This window comes from Streptomyces sp. NPDC047130 (assembly GCF_040643475.1).
Classification (GTDB): domain Bacteria; phylum Actinomycetota; class Actinomycetes; order Streptomycetales; family Streptomycetaceae; genus Streptomyces.
In genome coordinates this window covers 71,965-87,982 of the sequence record NZ_JBEYUK010000028.1, presented here as the reverse complement: position 1 = coordinate 87,982, position 16,018 = coordinate 71,965, and the positions used below count along the sequence as shown (strand labels likewise).

Annotated in this window: 15 protein-coding genes; 14 read left to right on the top strand and 1 reads right to left on the bottom strand. The window is 73.8% G+C overall.

The annotated features are described in order from the left end of the window. Positions 1–502: 502 nt before the first annotated feature. The 12 genes from ABZ836_RS26045 to ABZ836_RS25990 all read left to right on the top strand — a co-directional run bounded on the left by ABZ836_RS26045 (position 503) and on the right by ABZ836_RS25990 (position 12,612). Entirely contained in the window at positions 503–2,653 is a 2,151-nt protein-coding gene (locus ABZ836_RS26045; protein WP_361146018.1) for a sigma-70 family RNA polymerase sigma factor, read from the top strand. Positions 2,654–3,002: 349 nt separating this feature from the next. Further along, entirely contained in the window at positions 3,003–3,086 is an 84-nt protein-coding gene (locus tag ABZ836_RS26040) for a putative leader peptide (RefSeq protein WP_356135130.1), read from the top strand. A gap of 134 nt (positions 3,087–3,220) precedes the next feature. Then, positions 3,221–4,912, top strand: coding sequence for a nitrite/sulfite reductase (locus ABZ836_RS26035; protein WP_356135101.1), 1,692 nt, complete (start codon positions 3,221–3,223; stop codon positions 4,910–4,912). Continuing rightward, a complete protein-coding gene (locus ABZ836_RS26030) occupies positions 4,909–5,190 on the top strand; it encodes a hypothetical protein (protein ID WP_361146033.1) in 282 nt (93 codons plus the stop codon). Before ABZ836_RS26035 ends, ABZ836_RS26030 begins: the two co-directional genes overlap by 4 nt. Then, on the top strand, positions 5,187–5,897 hold the full coding sequence (locus ABZ836_RS26025) for a phosphoadenylyl-sulfate reductase (protein ID WP_356135099.1): 711 nt from the start codon (positions 5,187–5,189) through the stop codon (positions 5,895–5,897). The genes ABZ836_RS26030 and ABZ836_RS26025 overlap by 4 nt, the downstream gene beginning before the upstream one ends. Before the next feature lie 28 nt (positions 5,898–5,925). Beyond that, positions 5,926–6,492, top strand: a complete 567-nt coding sequence (gene cysC, locus ABZ836_RS26020) for an adenylyl-sulfate kinase (protein ID WP_361146014.1) — start codon at positions 5,926–5,928, stop codon at positions 6,490–6,492. Continuing rightward, complete coding sequence (cysD, locus tag ABZ836_RS26015; RefSeq protein ID WP_361146011.1) at positions 6,489–7,424, top strand: sulfate adenylyltransferase subunit CysD; 936 nt, start codon at positions 6,489–6,491, stop codon at positions 7,422–7,424. Before cysC ends, cysD begins: the two co-directional genes overlap by 4 nt. A gap of 2 nt (positions 7,425–7,426) precedes the next feature. Continuing rightward, entirely contained in the window at positions 7,427–8,773 is a 1,347-nt protein-coding gene (locus ABZ836_RS26010) for a GTP-binding protein (protein WP_361146008.1), read from the top strand. 216 nt (positions 8,774–8,989) lie between these two features. After that, positions 8,990–10,096, top strand: a complete 1,107-nt coding sequence (locus ABZ836_RS26005) for an aliphatic sulfonate ABC transporter substrate-binding protein (RefSeq protein ID WP_361146005.1) — start codon at positions 8,990–8,992, stop codon at positions 10,094–10,096. 63 nt (positions 10,097–10,159) lie between these two features. Continuing rightward, entirely contained in the window at positions 10,160–10,951 is a 792-nt protein-coding gene (locus tag ABZ836_RS26000; protein WP_361146002.1) for an ABC transporter ATP-binding protein, read from the top strand. After that, positions 10,938–11,843, top strand: coding sequence for an ABC transporter permease (locus ABZ836_RS25995; RefSeq protein ID WP_361145999.1), 906 nt, complete (start codon positions 10,938–10,940; stop codon positions 11,841–11,843). Before ABZ836_RS26000 ends, ABZ836_RS25995 begins: the two co-directional genes overlap by 14 nt. A 13-nt stretch (positions 11,844–11,856) precedes the next feature. Then, a complete protein-coding gene (locus ABZ836_RS25990) occupies positions 11,857–12,612 on the top strand; it encodes a sirohydrochlorin chelatase (protein WP_361145996.1) in 756 nt (251 codons plus the stop codon). Positions 12,613–12,713: 101 nt separating this feature from the next. Here the strand turns inward: ABZ836_RS25990 and ABZ836_RS25985 are convergent, their stop codons facing one another. Further along, complete coding sequence (locus ABZ836_RS25985; RefSeq protein WP_361145993.1) at positions 12,714–13,259, bottom strand: DUF1697 domain-containing protein; 546 nt, start codon at positions 13,257–13,259, stop codon at positions 12,714–12,716. Between the two features lie 190 nt (positions 13,260–13,449). Here ABZ836_RS25985 and ABZ836_RS25980 point away from each other — a divergent pair, with 190 nt between their 5' ends. Both ABZ836_RS25980 and ABZ836_RS25975 read left to right on the top strand, forming a co-directional pair. After that, complete coding sequence (locus tag ABZ836_RS25980; RefSeq protein WP_361145990.1) at positions 13,450–13,932, top strand: hypothetical protein; 483 nt, start codon at positions 13,450–13,452, stop codon at positions 13,930–13,932. Beyond that, on the top strand, positions 13,929–15,923 hold the full coding sequence (locus ABZ836_RS25975) for an esterase-like activity of phytase family protein (protein WP_361145987.1): 1,995 nt from the start codon (positions 13,929–13,931) through the stop codon (positions 15,921–15,923). Before ABZ836_RS25980 ends, ABZ836_RS25975 begins: the two co-directional genes overlap by 4 nt. Positions 15,924–16,018: the final 95 nt, after the last annotated feature.

Here is a 16,018-nt window from a genome sequence, read left to right as displayed (position 1 = left end):
GAGACGGAGGCGATCACGCCGCCCGCCACCACCGCCAGGGCGGATGCGAACACGGCGACTGCGCCGGGACGACGCCGGTGCGACGCACGGCGCGGTCTGTGGGGCCGGACGTTCGCGGGATCGGCCGCGGCCGGCGGTTCGGACCTCATCGCTCTGATGTCCCTTCCTCGTGGCGGTGCCGGGCCCGCCGGGACCGCCTGGTGGCGGGCCGAGCGGTGTCCGGCCGGAGAGTGCCGGCGGCGGGGAAAGCACCGCGGCGAAGGGGTAGACGCGGTGGGGGACGTGGGATAACAGAAACGCGAGAGATTTCCCGGGGCGTCCCCGCCGGGCCCGGAGCCCCGTCTCCCGTGCCCCTCGCGCCACTTGCTTTTACAAGCGGCGACGGCCGTGCCAGAATCCTGGGCCGGTCAGCGCGCTCGTCCGACGGCGACCCCTGGCCGGGCACCGGGCCCGGCGTCTTCGTGTGCCGGCTCACCAGGGACGCGCGAGGGAGTACAGGCTGATGGACCACCCTCCGCGAAGGGACACCCGCCGCGGTGACGCGGCCGATCCGGCGACAGGCGGCACCTCCCCGCACGAGACGTCGCTCGTGCGGGCCGCCCAGGACGGCGACAGGGGCGCGCTCGAGGAACTCCTCACCGGCTGTCTGCCCCTGCTCCACCGGATCGTCGCGCGCGCCCTCGGCGGCCACGCCGACACGGACGACGTGGTGCAGGAGGTGATGCTCCGCGTCATCCACGGACTGCCCCAGCTCCGCGAGCCGGACCGGTTCCGTTCCTGGGCCGTGGCCATCGCGTACCGGCAGATCCAGCAGTACTGGCGCCGCCGGCGGCCCACCCGCGCCACGCCGCTGCCGGAGCACACGGCCGACGAACCGGTCGATCCGCAGGGCGACTTCGCCGACCGGAGCATCGCCGAGCTGATCCTGGCGGAGCAGCGCCGCGACATCGTCCGGGCCACCCGCTGGCTGGAGCCCGACGACCGCCGTCTGCTCGCGCTCTGGTGGGAGGAGACCGCCGGGACGCTGAGCCGCGGCGAACTGGCCGCGGCCCTTCGCCTGCCGCGCAGCCATGCCGCGGTCCGGGTGCAACGCGTGAAGGAGCAGCTGCAGACCGCCCGGCTCGTCGTCGCCGGGCTCGCCGCCGTGCCGCGGTGCCCGGGACTCGCCGCCGCCGCCCGCGGCTGGGACGGGCGGCCGAGCGCCCTGTGGCGCAAACGGCTGAGCCGGCACATCCGCGACTGCCCCGCCTGCGGCGCTCGGCGCGAGGGCCTGGTACCGCCCGAGCGACTGCTGCCCGGAATCGCTGTCCTGCCGGTGCCGGCGGGGCTGCTGGCCCAGATCGCCCACCTGCTGGGTCCGGCCGAGGCGGGGTCGGCCCAGACCGCGGCCGGAGCCGGGCTGGAGCTCGCCTCCGACGTGGTGCGCGGGACCCGGCCGCGAGTCGTGGCCGGCGTCGCGGCGGCATCGGTGGTGGTGCTCGGTGCGTTCCTGCTGCCGTGGGGGCAGCCCGCGGCACCGGACGGGCCGCCCGGCCCCGCACCGGAGGCCGCCCCGGCGCCCACGGCGACCACCGGCGTTCCCTCGCCGTCCCCCTCGGCGGCCGGCGCGGGCGAGCTGTACGTGGCGCCCGGCGGCTCGGACGAGAAGGGCGACGGCAGCCGCTCCCGCCCGTACGCCACGCTGGGCAAGGCGGCCCGACTGGTGCGCCCCGGCCAGACCATCGTCCTGCGCGGCGGCGTGTACCGGCCCACCGAACCGGTCGTCCTCGACACCGACGGCACCGCCGGGCGGCCCATCACGCTGACCGCCCACCGCGGTGAACGGCCGGTGCTCGACGTCTCCGGTGTCGGAGAGGGGGAGTGGGCCGTCGTCCAGCGCGCCGACCACTGGACCGTGCGGAACCTGGAGGTACGGGGGTCCCGCAGCCACGCGTGGGTGTGCAGGGGATGCGCGTACGACGTGTTCGACGGCCTGACCGTGCACCACAACGCGGGGGCGGGGCTGCTCCTGCGGGACGCAGGCACGGTCGGCAACACCGTCGTGGACAGCGACTTCCACGACAACCGCGACGCGAACGGCGGCGGCGTGGGCCTGGCCGTCGTCTTCGGGTCGGGCGGCGGCAACACCGTCCGCCACTGCCGCACCTGGGGCAACGGCGGCGACGGGGTCGACCTCGGCGGGTTCACCGACCCCGTGCTGCTCGACGGCAACTGGTCCTACCGCAACGGGAACGGCTTCACCTTCGGCGGCGGACGCACCCGAGCCGCCGTGGCGCACGTCGCCCGGTTCAACGCCGCCTGGAGCAACAGCGGGTACGGCTTCAACGACGAGGGCAACACGGGGGCCCTCACCCTGGAACGCAACACTGCCCACCGCAACGGCCTCGCCGGCTTCCGGATCGCCGACTCCGCCGGGGCCGTCACCCGGAACGCCGCCTGGGGCGACGGACGCGGGGCGACCATGGGGCCGTCCGTCCGCTCCGCCGGCAACACCTGGGACGCGGCCGGGCCGCGGGTCTCCCCGGCCGACCTGAGGTCGGTCGACCCGCACGACGCGGAAGGCCCGCGCGCTCCCGACGGCTCGCTTCCCCGTACGTCCTTCCTCCGGCCCGACGACCCGGCCGTCACCGTCGACGCACCGATGACGCCCTGAGACCACGGCCCCTCCGGAGGCGCCGCCGGACGCCCCCGCCCCCGCCGCCGCCCGCCGCCGCCCGCCGCCGCCCGCCGCCGCCCGGCGCCGCCTCCGGGACTCCGACCCGCCCGCCCCGTCCCGTGGGCCCCGCCCGCCCCGCGCCCCCCGACCGCTCCGCCGGCCCCGGGGATCTTCGCGTGGCTCAGTACTCTCCGGCCCCTCCGGGCGCTCCCACCCGCCTGACCTGGGCCGCCCCCCTCGGCCAGGATCGGTGTCCATGACACTGCCAGGCCGCATGATGAGACGTATCTGTCCGTATCCCGGACGACAGTGGACGGTCTCCGTCACGCCATGACACGCTTCCGCCATGTTCGGAACTGGAATCGCCCTGGTGAGTCGACGACACGTCGACCTCGGCCGCATGTCCAGCGCCATCTGTCCGGCCTGCTGACGAGTCCTCAGCCGCCCGACATCCCCTCCGCCCTCCCGCGTACCGCGCCGCCCGCCGCGGCCCGCACCCCTGCCCCTGCGCGCGAAAGCCCAGGTCAGAGCCGTATGCCCGTCTGTCCCGAAGGACTGTGAACCATGGCCGCCACGCCCGAGAATCCCGCCGCCTCCCGCCGCAAGGTGAGCCGACACCGCGGCGAGGGTCAGTGGGCCGCCGGACACTTCACCCCGCTCAACGGGAACGAGCAGTTCAAGAAGGACGACGACGGTCTCAACGTGCGGACACGCATTGAGACGATCTACTCCCGGCGCGGCTTCGACTCCATCGACCCCAACGACCTCCGGGGCCGCATGCGCTGGTGGGGCCTGTACACCCAGCGCCGCCCCGGGATCGACGGCGGCAAGACGGCGATCCTGGAGCCGGAGGAGCTGGACGACCGCTACTTCATGCTCCGCGTCCGCATCGACGGCGGCCGGCTCACCACGGAGCAGCTGCGCGTCATCGGCGAGATCTCCGAGGAGTTCGCCCGCGGCACCGCGGACATCACGGACCGGCAGAACATCCAGCTGCACTGGATCCGCATCGAGGACGTCCCCGAGATCTGGAACCGCCTGGAGGCGGTCGGCCTGTCCACCACCGAGGCCTGCGGCGACACCCCGCGCGCCTTCCTCGGCTCCCCGGTGGCCGGCATCGCCGAGGACGAGATCATCGACGGCACCCCCGCCCTCGAGGAGGCGCACCGCCGGATCGTCGGCAACCCCGCCTACTCGAACCTGCCGCGCAAGTTCAAGACGGCGATCTCCGGCTCCCCGCTGCTGGACGTGGCGCACGAGATCAACGACATCGCCTTCGTCGGCGTGCGGCACCCGGAGCACGGCCCCGGCTTCGACCTCTGGGTCGGCGGCGGCCTCTCCACCAACCCCAAGCTGGGCGTCCGGCTGGGCGCCTGGGTGCCGCTGGACGAGGTGCCGGACGTCCTCGAGGGCGTCATCTCGATCTTCCGCGACTACGGCTACCGGCGGCTGCGCAACCGCGCCCGCCTGAAGTTCCTGGTCGCCGACTGGGGCCCGGAGAAGTTCCGCCAGGTCCTGCAGGACGAGTACCTCGAGCGCGAACTGATCGACGGCCCGGCCCCCGCCGAGCCGGTGGAGCGCTGGCGCGACCACGTCGGCGTGCACCGGCAGAAGGACGGCCGCTTCTACGTCGGCTTCGCCCCGCGGGTCGGCCGTGTGGACGGCGCCACCCTCACCAAGATCGCCGACCTGGCGGCCGAGCACGGCTCCGGCCGGCTGCGCACCACCGTCGAGCAGAAGATGATCGTGCTGGACGTGACCGAGGACCAGGTTGCCTCGCTGACCGAGGGGCTGCGCGCCCTCGACCTGATCGTCGACCCCTCCCCGTTCCGGCGCGGCACCATGGCCTGCACCGGCATCGAGTACTGCAAGCTGGCCATCGTCGAGACCAAGGCGCGCGGCTCCGCGCTGATCGACGAACTCGAGCGCCGGCTCCCGGAGTTCGACGAACCGCTGACCATCAACCTCAACGGCTGCCCCAACGCCTGCGCCCGCATCCAGGTGGCGGACATCGGTCTCAAGGGCCAGCTGGTCCTCGACGACAACGGCGAGCAGGTCGAGGGCTTCCAGGTGCACCTCGGCGGCGCGCTCGGCCTGGAGGCCGGGTTCGGCCGCAAGGTCCGCGGCCTCAAGGTCACCTCCGCCGAACTCCCCGACTACGTCGAGCGGGTCCTGCGCCGCTACCTGGAGCAGCGCGAGCCCGGCGAGCGGTTCGCCGCCTGGACCGCCCGGGCCGGCGAGAAGGACCTGTCGTGAGCGAGCGCGCGGCGCCCTTCCACTGCCCCTACTGCGGGGACGAGGACCTGCGGCCGGGCGAGGAGGGGCCTGGCGCCTGGGAGTGCGGGGCCTGCAACCGCGCCTTCCGGCTGAAGTTCCTCGGGCTGCTGGCCCGCGGATTCCGGCACAACGGGTCCCAGGCAGGCGGCACCGCCCACGCCGGCGGCGCGGACCGGCACGGCGGCACGGACCGCGACGGCGGCACGGACCGCGACAGCGGCACGGCCCGGCACGGCACACAGGAGGAGGGGACATGACCACGGCACAGCGGCAGCGCACCGACGAGGAACTGAAGGCCCTCGCCGAGCGCGCGGGTGCGGAACTCGAGGACGCCTCGGCCCTGGAGATCATGAAGTGGGCCGTCGAGACCTTCGGCGACGGCTTCTGCGTGACCTCCTCCATGGAGGACGCGGTGGTGGCCCACCTCGCCTCCCGTGTCAGGCCGGGCGTGGACGTGGTGTTCCTGGACACCGGCTACCACTTCGAGGAGACCATCGGCACCCGGGACGCCGTGGACGCGGTGATGAACGTCAACGTCATCACCCTCACCCCCCGGCAGACCGTCGCCGAGCAGGACGCCGAGTACGGGCCGAAGCTCCACGACCGCGACCCGGACCTGTGCTGCAAGCTGCGCAAGGTCCAGCCGCTCGAGCAGGGCCTGCGGGGCTACCAGGCCTGGGCCACCGGCCTGCGCCGCGACGAGTCCCCGACCCGCGCGAACACGCCCGTCGTTGGCTGGGACGAGAAGCGCGGCAAGGTGAAGATCTCGCCGATCGCCCGCTGGACCCAGGACGACGTGGACGCCTACGTCGCCCGGCACGGCGTGCTCACCAACCCGCTGCTGATGGACGGCTACGCCTCCGTCGGCTGCGCGCCCTGCACCCGCCGGGTGCTGGAGGGCGAGGACGCCCGGGCCGGCCGCTGGGCCGGGCGCGGCAAGACCGAGTGCGGGCTGCACGGATGACCGGCGGCACCCGAGCGCGAGGGAAGCGATGACCAAGGAGAACGAGCAGGTGAGCGAGGACGTGACCGGAGCCACCGTCTGGCTGACGGGTCTGCCGAGCGCCGGCAAGACCACGATCGCCCTGGAGCTCGCCGGACGCCTGCGCGCGGAGGGACACCGCGTGGAGGTCCTCGACGGCGACGAGATCCGCGAGTTCCTCTCGGCGGGCCTCGGCTTCAGCCGCGAGGACCGCCACACCAACGTGCAGCGCATCGGCTTCCTCGCCGAACTGCTCTCCCGCAACGGCGTCACCACGCTGGTCCCGGTGATCGCGCCCTACGCCGACAGCCGGGACGCCGTCCGCAAGCGGCACGAGGCGGGCGGCACCCCCTACCTGGAGGTGCACGTCGCCACACCCCTCGACGTCTGCTCCGTGCGCGACGTGAAGGGGCTGTACGCCAAGCAGGCCGCCGGCGAGATATCCGGCCTCACCGGGGTCGACGACCCGTACGAGGCGCCGGAGACCCCCGACCTGCGGATCGATTCCCAGGACCGGACCGTCGCCGAGTCCGCCGCCGCCGTCCACGCGCTGCTCACCGAGAGGGGCCTGGCATGACCACCGTCGCCGCACTCCGCGACACCGCCGCGGGCCAGGGTCCGCTCGGCCACCTGGACGTCCTCGAGTCCGAGGCCGTGCACATCTTCCGCGAGGTCGCGGGCGAGTTCGAACGGCCGGTGATCCTCTTCTCCGGCGGCAAGGACTCCATCGTGATGCTGCACCTGGCGCTCAAGGCGTTCGCGCCCGCGCCGGTGCCCTTCGCCCTGCTCCACGTGGACACCGGCCACAACTTCCCCGAGGTCATCGAGTACCGCGACCGTGTGGTGGCCGCACATGGGCTGCGCCTCCATGTGGCCTCCGTCCAGGACTACATCGACCGCGGTGTGCTCCGCGAACGCCCCGACGGCACCCGCAACCCGCTCCAGACGGTCCCGCTGACCGAGGCCATCCAGAGCGAGAAGTTCGACGCCGTCTTCGGCGGCGGCCGGCGCGACGAGGAGAAGGCCCGCGCCAAGGAGCGCGTCTTCTCCCTGCGCGACGAGTTCTCCCAGTGGGACCCGCGCCGCCAGCGCCCCGAGCTGTGGAACCTGTACAACGGCCGGCACGCCCCCGGCGAGCACGTCCGCGTCTTCCCGCTCTCCAACTGGACCGAGCTGGACGTCTGGCAGTACATCAAGCGCGAGGGCATCGAGCTGCCCTCGATCTACTTCGCCCACGACCGCGAGGTCTTCGCCCGCGACGGCATGTGGCTGACCGCCGGCGAGTGGGGCGGCCCCAAGGACGGCGAGACGGTCGAGAAGCGCCTGATCCGCTACCGCACCGTCGGCGACATGTCCTGCACCGGAGCCGTCGACTCCGACGCCGCCACGCTGGACCAGGTGATCGCCGAGATCGCCGCCTCCCGGCTCACCGAGCGCGGCGCCACCCGCGCCGACGACAAGCTCTCCGAGGCAGCGATGGAAGACCGCAAGCGCGAGGGGTACTTCTAGCCATGACCACCACCGCCGAACAGGCCGCGGAGCCCACCACGCTGCTGCGGTTCGCCACCGCCGGATCCGTCGACGACGGCAAGTCCACCCTGGTGGGCCGGCTGCTGCACGACTCCAAGTCGGTCCTCGCCGACCAGCTCGAGGCCGTCGAACGGGCCTCCGCCGGCCGCGGCCAGGACGCCCCCGACCTGGCGCTGCTCACCGACGGCCTGCGCGCCGAGCGGGAACAGGGCATCACCATCGACGTGGCGTACCGCTACTTCGCCACGCCGCGGCGGCGGTTCATCCTCGCCGACACCCCCGGCCACGTGCAGTACACGCGGAACATGGTCACCGGAGCCTCCACCGCCGACCTCACCGTGATCCTCGTCGACGCCCGCAACGGCGTCGTCGAGCAGACCCGACGGCACGCCGCCATCGCCGCCCTGCTGCGCGTCCCGCACGTCGTCCTCGCCGTCAACAAGATGGACCTGGTCGACTACGCGGAGCCCGTGTTCGCGGCGATCGCCGAGGAGTTCACCGCCTACGCCGCCGAACTGGGCGTCCCCGAGGTCACCACCGTCCCGATCTCCGCGCTGGCCGGGGACAACGTCGTCGAGCCCTCCGCCCACATGGACTGGTACGGCGGCCCCACCGTGCTCGAGCACCTGGAGACCGTACGGGTCGACGGCACCGTGGACCGGCTCCCGGCCCGGCTGCCCGTGCAGTACGTCATCCGCCCGCAGACCGCCGAGCACCCCGACTACCGCGGCTACGCCGGACAGATCGCCGCCGGCTCCCTCCGCGTCGGCGAGGAGGTCACCGTGCTGCCCTCCGGCCGCACCAGCCGCATCGCGGACATCGACCTGCTCGGCGTGCCGGTGGAGTCCGCCCGGGCCCCGCAGTCGGTGACCGTGCGCCTCGAGGACGACCTGGACATCTCCCGCGGCGACCTGATCGCCCCGAGCCAGGCCGCCCCCGCCACCACCCAGGACGTCGAGGCCACCGTCTGCCACGTCGCCGACCGGCCGCTCACCGAGGGCCACCGGGTCCTGCTCAAGCACGGCACCCGCGTCGTCAAGGCCGTCGTCAAGGAGATCCCGTCCCGGCTCACCCTGGACGACCTCTCCCTGCACCCGCGGCCCGGACAGCTCGCCGCCAACGACATCGCCCGCGTGGTGCTGCGCACCGCCGAGCCGCTGCCGCTCGACGCCTACGCGCAGTCCCGCACCACCGGCGCCTTCATCCTGATCGACCCCGCCGACGGCTCCACCCTCACCGCCGGCATGGCCGGCGACTCCTTCGCCACCGCCCGGCAGGCCGCCGAGGCCGGCCGGACCGCCGCGGACGACGACGGGTGGGACTTCTGACCATGAACACCCCCGGTTTCTTCGGCACGTTCGCCAAGGAGGGCGGCCGCGTCGGCAGCGGTACCCTCGGCAGCGGGCAGGGCGGAGTCGCCCGATGTGCGGGCGGCGCCCGGCGCGTCCGGCACCGACTCCGCATCCCACGAAGACCCGCCCGCCCCCCGGTCACCGCCTGAACCGCAGGCCGTGACCGCCGGGCCGACGAGAGGACACCCTCCCGTGCCTGCCAACCGCTCCCTGTTCCGCCGGGGCCTCGCCGTGGCTGCCGCACTGCCGCTGCTCGCCCTCGCGGCCTGCGGCTACGGCTCCAGGGCGACGGACGACGCGACGGCCGAGGTCGTCGCCGAGGGCGAGAAGACCGACGGTCTCGACACCGTCCGCATCGGCTACTTCGGCAACCTCACCCACGCCACCCCGCTGGTCGCCCACCGGAAGGGCTTCTTCCAGAAGGAACTGGGCGGCACCCGGGCCGCGTACCAGGTGTTCAACGCCGGCCCCTCCGAGATCGAGGCGCTCAACTCGGGCTCCATCGACATCGGCTGGATCGGCCCCTCGCCGGCGATCAACGGCTACACCAAGTCCCTCGGCAAGAACCTCCGCATCATCGGCGGCTCCGCCTCCGGCGGCGTCAAGCTGGTCGTCGACCCCGACCGGATCAAGAGCCTGAAGGACGTCAAGGGCAAGCGGATCGCCACCCCGCAGCTCGGCAACACCCAGGACGTGGCCTTCCTCAACTGGATCGCCGAACAGGGCTGGAAGGTCGACGCCGAGAGCGGCAAGGGCGACGTCTCCGTCGTCCGCTCCGACAACAAGGTGACCCCGGGGGCGTTCGCCTCCGGCTCGATCGACGGCGCCTGGGTGCCCGAGCCGACCGCCTCCAAGCTGGTCGCCGACGGCGGCGAGGTGCTGCTCGACGAGTCCGACCTGTGGCCGGACGAGAAGTTCGTCATCACCAACATCATCGTCTCCCAGACGTTCCTCAGCGAGCACCCCGAGGCCGTCGAGGCCGTGCTGCGGGCCTCCGTGGAGACCAACGAGTGGATCAACGCCCACCCCGACGAGGCCAAGCGGGCCGCCAACGCCCAGCTCGAACGCGACACCGGCAAGCCGCTGCCCGCCGAGGTGCTCGACCCGGCGTGGGAGTCCATCCGGATCACCGACGACCCGCTGGCCGCCACCCTGGAGGCCCAGGCGCGGCACGCCGTCGACGCGGGCCTGCTGGAGAACCCCGAGCTGGACGGCATCTACGACCTGCGCCCGCTCAACACGGTCCTCGCGAAGGCCGGAAAGCCCGCCGTCGACGACGCCGGCCTGGGCACCCGCTGACTCCGGCCACCGCCGACCGCACCGAGCAACCACCCACACCCGCGACTTCCCCAGGAGGTGACCATGGCGGCCATCACGCTCGCCACGGCCGAGGACACCCGGACCGACGTCCGCAGCGCCGCGCGCATCGAGCACGTCTCCAAGTCCTTCACCGGGCCCGCCGGCAGCCAGCTCGTCCTCGACGACATCAGCCTCGACGTCGCCCACGGCGAGTTCGTCACCCTCCTCGGGGCCTCCGGCTGCGGCAAGTCCACCCTGCTCAACCTGGTCGCCGGCCTCGACCGGCCCAGCTCCGGCGCCATCACCACCGACGGCCGCCCCGCCCTGATGTTCCAGGAACACGCCCTGTTCCCCTGGCTCACCGCCGGGAAGAACATCGAACTCGCCCTGAAGCTCAGGGGAGTCGACAAGAGCCTGCGCCGCGATCGCGCCGAGGAGCTCCTCGAACTGGTCCGCCTCAAGGGCTCCTACGGCAAGCGCGTCCACGAGCTCTCCGGCGGCATGCGCCAGCGCGTCGCCCTCGCCCGCGCGCTCGCCCAGGACAGCAAACTGCTGCTGATGGACGAGCCGTTCGCCGCCCTCGACGCCATCACCCGCGACGTGCTGCACGACGAGCTCACCCGCATCTGGCGGGAGACCGACGTGTCCGTCCTCTTCGTCACCCACAACGTGCGCGAGGCGGTGCGGCTCGCCCAGCGGGTCGTGCTGCTCTCCTCGCGGCCGGGCCGCATCGCCCACCAGTGGACCGTCGACATCCCGCACCCCCGCCGCATCGAGGACGCCGCTGTGGCGGAGCTGTCCGTCGAGATCACCGAACAACTCCGTGGGGAGATCCGCCGACATGGCCAGCACTGACACCCAGACCGCGACCGAGCAGAAGCGGCAGGCCGACGACACCGCCGGGCTCGAGGCCGGCCTCGACGCCCTGGAGTCGGTCGAGGTCCGGCGCACCCCGCTGCGGCAGACGCTGCTGCAGAAGGTCCTCCCGCCGATCCTCGCCGTGCTCCTGGTGGTGGTCGTCTGGCAGCTCCTGGTCACCCTGAAGATCGTCGACGACCCCACCAAGCTGCCCGCGCCGTCCGACGTCTGGGGCGAGGTGCGCGAGTCCTGGCTGGAGGGCGAACTCCTCGGCTACATCTGGACCAGCGTCTCCCGCGGCCTGCTCGGCTTCCTGCTCGCCCTGGCCATCGGCACCCCCCTCGGCCTGCTGGTCGCCCGCGTCAAGTTCGTCCGCGCCGCCATCGGCCCGATCCTCTCCGGCCTCCAGTCGCTGCCCTCGGTCGCCTGGGTACCGCCCGCCGTCATCTGGCTCGGCCTCAACAACTCCATGATGTACGCGGTCATCCTGCTCGGCGCGGTGCCGTCCATCGCCAACGGGCTGGTCTCCGGCGTCGACCAGGTGCCCCCGCTCTTCCTCCGCGCGGGCCGCACCCTCGGCGCCACCGGGCTCAAGGGCGCCTGGCACATCGTGATGCCGGCCGCGCTGCCCGGCTACGTCGCCGGCATGAAGCAGGGCTGGGCGTTCTCCTGGCGCTCCCTGATGGCCGCCGAGATCATCGCCTCCTCGCCCGATCTCGGCGTGGGACTGGGCCAGTTGCTGGAGAACGGCCGCAACGCCTCCTCCATGTCCATGGTCTTCCTCGCCATCATCCTGATCCTGGTCGTCGGCATCGCCATCGACCTGCTGATCTTCAGTCCCCTGGAGCGGCGGATCCTGCGCGGCCGCGGCCTCCTCGTCAAGAGCTGATCGGTTCCCCGTCATGCGCCACGCCCCGGTCCGCCCCGTCCTGCTGGTCATCGCCCACGGCAGCCGCGACCCGCGCCACGCCGCCACCGTCCACGCGCTGGTGCGCGCGGTGCGGGCCCGGCGGCCCGGCCTGCGGGTGGAGACCGCGTTCCTCGACTTCAACGTCCCCTCCGTGGGCGGCGTCCTGGAGTCGCTGGACGCGGAAGGGGTCCGGGACGTGGTCGCCCTCCCGCTGCTGCTCACCCGCGCCTTCCACGCCAAGGCCGACATCCCCGCCGTGCTCCGCGAGGCGCCGCCGTCCCTGCGGATCCGCGTGGCCGACGTCCTCGGCCCGGACCCGCTGCTGACGGCGGCACTGGAACGGCGGCTCCACGAGGCGGGGCTCGACCCCGCCGACAGGCCCACGACCGGGGTCGTCCTGGCCTCGGCGGGCTCCTCCGACCCGGAGGCGATCGCGGTGATCGCTGACATCGCGCGGGAGTGGCGGCACACCGGTTGGTGCGCCGTGCGGCCCGCGTTCGCCTCCGGCCCCCTCCCCAGGACCGAGGACGCGGTCCGCGAACTGCGGGCCGCCGGGTGCGAGAGGGTCGTCGTCGCCCCGTACGTCCTCGCCCCCGGCCGCCTCCCCGACCGCATCGCCGCCGGCGCCGCGGACGCCTCCGCGGACGTCCTCGCCGAGGTGCTGGGACCCGCCCCGGAGGTGGCGCGGCTCCTGCTGGCGCGCTACGACGGGGCCCGGCAGCAGGGGGCGGCGGCGCGCGCCGCCTGACCCGGTGTCCGGCGCGGCCGGCGCGAGCACGACGGCGACCAGGCGCACCGCTCCGCGCAACGGCCGCGGCTCGTCGGTGGTGCGCTCCGTCACCCGCGCGCTCACGGTGCCGTCAGGGCCACCAGCTTGAGCACCGTGTTCCAGTTGCGGGTGGTGGCGACCAGGCCCTTGGTCAGGCGGGGCCCGGCCAGCTGTACCGCCAGCCTGGAGCGGCCCATGCCGTCCGGCAGGTACAGGTACAGCGCGCGGTCGCCGACGCGGAACTCCTCGGGGAGGTAGGCCTCCCGGTCCAGCGCCGCGAAGCGGGCGTCGTCGACGTCCCGGTCCAGGAAGGTGACGTGGAGCTGCCGGCCCGCCAGCTCGGCGGCCGGGAACGGGCAGGCGTCGACGACGCCGGCCAGGTAGGCGTGGTCGCGGACCAGCACCTCGCAGGCGAACGCGAACCGCCTGCCCAGCTCCTCCGCCAACTCCGCGGCCAGCGCCTCCTGGTCCCCGCGGCCGGCCGTGAACACCGCCTGGCCGCTCTGCAGATACGTCCGCACGTCCCGGTGCCCGAGCTCCTCCAGCGCGGCCCGCAGCTCGGCCATCGGCATCTTCCGCCCGCCGCCCACGTTGACCCCGCGGAGCAGCGCCGCATACGTCGTCATGGGGCCACCCTACGGCGGGGGCACGGCACTCGCGCGGAGCCGCCCGGCCACGGCCCGCCGCCACCTCCCGAGGCCGCCGGGCGGCCGATGGCGCGCGGAACTCCCGTGCCGTACCCGCGCGTTCGATACGGTGGCGGCCCAGCACGCCGACAGGCGCCCACTTCGACACGAGGGACTACAGGGGACTCCGGTGAAGGTCGAGTTGGAACTGAGGGACGGCACCGGCACGACGCAGCGGGAACTGCGGTCCCTGCACCGCTGGTTGAACGACTCCAGGGCCGAGCACGGCGCCACCGCCGAGCCGGTCACGGGCACGCCGCGTCCCGGTGAGATGGGCACGGGCGTCGAGCTGATCCTCGCGTCGGTGTCGACCGGCGCGGCCCTGCTGCAACTGGTGTTCGCCGTGGACGCCTGGGTCAAGGCCCGCAGGCCCCGGTCGCAGGTCGTCATCCACCTGCACGGCGTCACCGCCGAGGAGGCCGCGTCACTGGGCCGGGCGGCCCCGGGCGTCACCGTGGTGCGCGCCGAGGAGGCGGCCGGGGACGCACGCGAGGACGCCGGACCGGCCCGTGAGGAGCCGCGGTCCCCGGCGGCGGAGGCGCCGACGGCGCAGGCCCCGCGGGACGGCGACGCGACCCGGGCCGGCGACGACGGCCCGGCGGGCCCGGCATGACCACGCCCGACCCGCACACCACGCCCGACCCGCAGGCCACGCCGGACCCGCCCGTGTCACCGCAGAAGCGGATCGACCCGGCCCGCTCCGCCTGCGTGCTGATCGGCGTCGACGACTACACCCGGCTGCAGCCCCTGCGCAGCGTGCGGCACAACCTCCGCGCCCTCAAGAAGGTGCTGACCGACGAGCGGATCGTGGGCATCCCCCCGGAGCACGTCCTCGTGGTGGAGAACCCCGCCTCCGCGGCGGCCCTGGTCGGCCCGGTCAACAGGGCGGGCAAGCTGGCCAAGGACACCCTGATCGTCTACTACGCGGGCCACGGGCTGCTCGACCACCACGACGAGGAGCACCTGTACCTCACCCTGCCCGACTCCGTGGAGGGCGAGCCGTGGACCTCCGTCTCCGACTTCCTCCTCCGCGCCGCCATCAGGGACAGCTCCGCCGAGCGGCACGTGCTGCTCCTCGACTGCTGCTACAGCGGCAAGGTCCTCGACGGCGGCATGTCCGCCGCCGACCGCGGGCTGCGGGCGTCCAGCCAGGCCCTGGCGGGCGTCCACGGCTCCTACGTGATGACCTCGTCCTCGGCCACCCGCAAGTCGTACGCCTCGGACCCGGCGACCTGCAGCGCCTTCACCGGGGCCCTCGTCGGCACGCTGCGCGACGGGCTGCCGGACGGGCCCCCGATGCTGGGGCTGCACGACCTCTACAAGGCCGTCCGGGAGCACATGGCCTCCGGCGGGCCGGGACCGCGGCAGGAGCCGCAGGTCCTGGACAAGGGCGGCATCGGAGCGCTGCCGTTCGCCCGCAACACCGCCCTGGAACCCGCCCCGGCCGCCGACACCTCCGCGCCGGGGACCGCCGGTGTGCCGCCGTGGCGTCACCGGACCGTGGCGGCCGCGGCCTTCGTCCTGGGGCTGGTGGCGGGCCTCGTGGCGGTGCCCGCCGGCGGCGACTGGTGGCGTGAGCGCCATCCCCGACCGGCGGGCGGCGTCTGCTCCGACCGGGCTGACCTGCTCAGTTACTCCGACGCCCTGGACAAGGCGCAGGTCTCCGGGGAGCGCGTCGAAGGGCTGTCCGCCCTGGCCCTCACCGGTGAGGGCCGGGCGCTGGCGCTCACCGACAACGACATCGGCCGGGTCTTCCCCCTGGAACTCGGCCCGCCGGAAGCACTCGACCCCCGGCCGCTGACCGCCCGTACCCTGCGGGCGCCCACCGGCGCGGCCCCCTCCAAGTGGTTCGACGGCGAGGGCATGGTGGTCGAACCGGGCGGTGAGACGATCCTGGTGGCCTCGGAGACCGGCCCGGCCATCCGCCGCTTCAGCCTGGCGACCGGCCGTCAGGAGGGCGGTCCACTGCCCGTCCCGAAGGCGTTCCGCTCTCACCCGGGCGGCCACGCGCAGGCCGGGCGGACCCTCGAGTCGCTGGCCCTCTCCGAGAAGGGCGAGTACCTGTACGCGGCGATGGAGGGCGCGCTCGCCGTCGACGGCGACGCCCGCGGCCGCAACCTCCTGCGCATCCAGCGCTACCAGCGCACGGTCGACGGCGAGTACCGCCTGGACCGGCAGTACGCGTACCGCACCGACGAAGGCATGTACCTGGTCGAGCTGGCCGCGGTCGGCGACGACCGGCTGCTGGCCCTGGAGCGCCAGTACGTCGCGGGCGTCGGCAACACGATCCGGATCTACGACGTCCCGCTCGACGGCGCCCCCGTCGCCGACGAGGAGACCGCCCTGTACGACCAGAGCGCCGACGTGTTCGTCGAGCACACCCTCCTGGTCGACCTGGCGGACTGCCCGTCCGGCGACCCGGGCGTCGTCACCGTCAAGGGGCCCCAGCTCAACCCCCTGCTGCAGAACGTCGAGGGGATGGCGCTCGGCGAACCCTGGACCACCGGCCCGGAGAAGGGGAGGCGGCCCCTCTACCTGGTCGCCGACGACAACGCCAACGCCGAGCAGATCACCCGCCTCTACGCCCTCAGCGTGCGTCTCTGACGCCCGCCGCCCCGACCGGGACCGGGGTCCGGGCCGGACGACGGACGGCCAAGCCCGTCGCGCGTCCGGACAGGCGGAACGGGACGGGCCGACGG